At 58.4% G+C, this 906-nt stretch carries 2 protein-coding genes; one reads left to right on the forward strand and one right to left on the reverse strand.

Going from position 1 to position 906, the window contains the following annotated elements; all coding sequences use genetic code 11:
* Window positions 1-210 precede the first annotated feature (210 nt).
* Entirely contained in the window at window positions 211-525 is a 315-nt protein-coding gene (locus tag FVQ81_18745) for a hypothetical protein (GenBank protein ID MBW7998568.1), read from the forward strand.
* A gap of 78 nt (window positions 526-603) precedes the next feature.
* On the opposite strand, the gene FVQ81_18750 is transcribed toward FVQ81_18745, so the two are convergent.
* Window positions 604-906: non-canonical purine NTP pyrophosphatase (locus tag FVQ81_18750; protein ID MBW7998569.1), on the reverse strand; the 303-nt coding region annotated here is incomplete at its 5' end.

The raw sequence follows: 906 nt of genomic DNA on the forward strand, positions 1-906 counted from the left end.
CCTTCCTCTGCGGCGGCGGCTTGACCGTGTACCTGTTGCAGGCCGGGGGCTTCCACTGGAGCCTGCTGTCCCCCTGGGCGGGGTGATATGGAAATTCACAAATAATGTAGAACCCATCTTGTGATCGAAACCATGAAGCTCTTCGCCGTCGAGTAGGATGGGCATGGCGTTTTACCCGATTAATTGGTACTGTTTCGTCCAGGTGAAATCATGGCTGAAGACAGGCTTGCAAAACTGGAAGAACTCTCGGACGAGGAAATGGAAAATCTCGTCTCGTGGGCGCGCCGGATCGCCCCGGGCGGGGTGACGGAATTATCCGGCCATTCCGGCGTTGCGTATCATCCCGAAACGACGCGCTTTATCGACCCCGGTATCGAGTACTTCATAAGAACCGAACTCGACAAGCTGGAAAACTCACTCAAAGCCTACATCCAGAAAGAACTGCGATCCCAAATGATTTGGTTCTTCGCCATGCAAATCGCCATCGTCTCCACCGCTTTCGCCTTGTTCAAATTGCTGCCCTGAGTCCCTCCGTTTCCTTTTTTTCCTTATTCGCGTTGGTCCCCCTGGCTGAGGTGAGGGAATGGATGAAGCCCCCGGCGGCTACCCCTTGAGAAACTCCGCCAGCGCCTGGAAGGCCAGGGCCCGCATGGAATGGAGGCGCTTGGTTTGCGGGGCCATTTCGCCGTAGGTGACGGATGCCCCCCGGGGCTGGAAGATGGCATCCCAGCCGAAGCCATGGTCCCCCCGGGGAGGAACGATCATGCCCTCCATCCGCCCCTCGAAGAGATGAACGGACTCCCCGTCGTGATACCCGATGGTGGACACGGCTTCGGCCCGGAAATCCCCGCAGGGTTCCAGCGCCCGCACCAGTCCCGCCGTTCCCAGATCGGCCAGGAAGTACTT

The sequence above is a fragment of the Candidatus Glassbacteria bacterium genome (assembly GCA_019456185.1).
In the GTDB taxonomy this organism is placed as follows: domain Bacteria; phylum Gemmatimonadota; class Glassbacteria; order GWA2-58-10; family GWA2-58-10; genus JAJRTS01.

Excerpts from the sequence above, each read along its gene's own strand:
- FVQ81_18745 (MBW7998568.1), top strand. The coding sequence starts at position 211 with ATGGCTGAAGACAGGCTTGCAAAACTGGAAGAACTCTCGGACGAGGAA.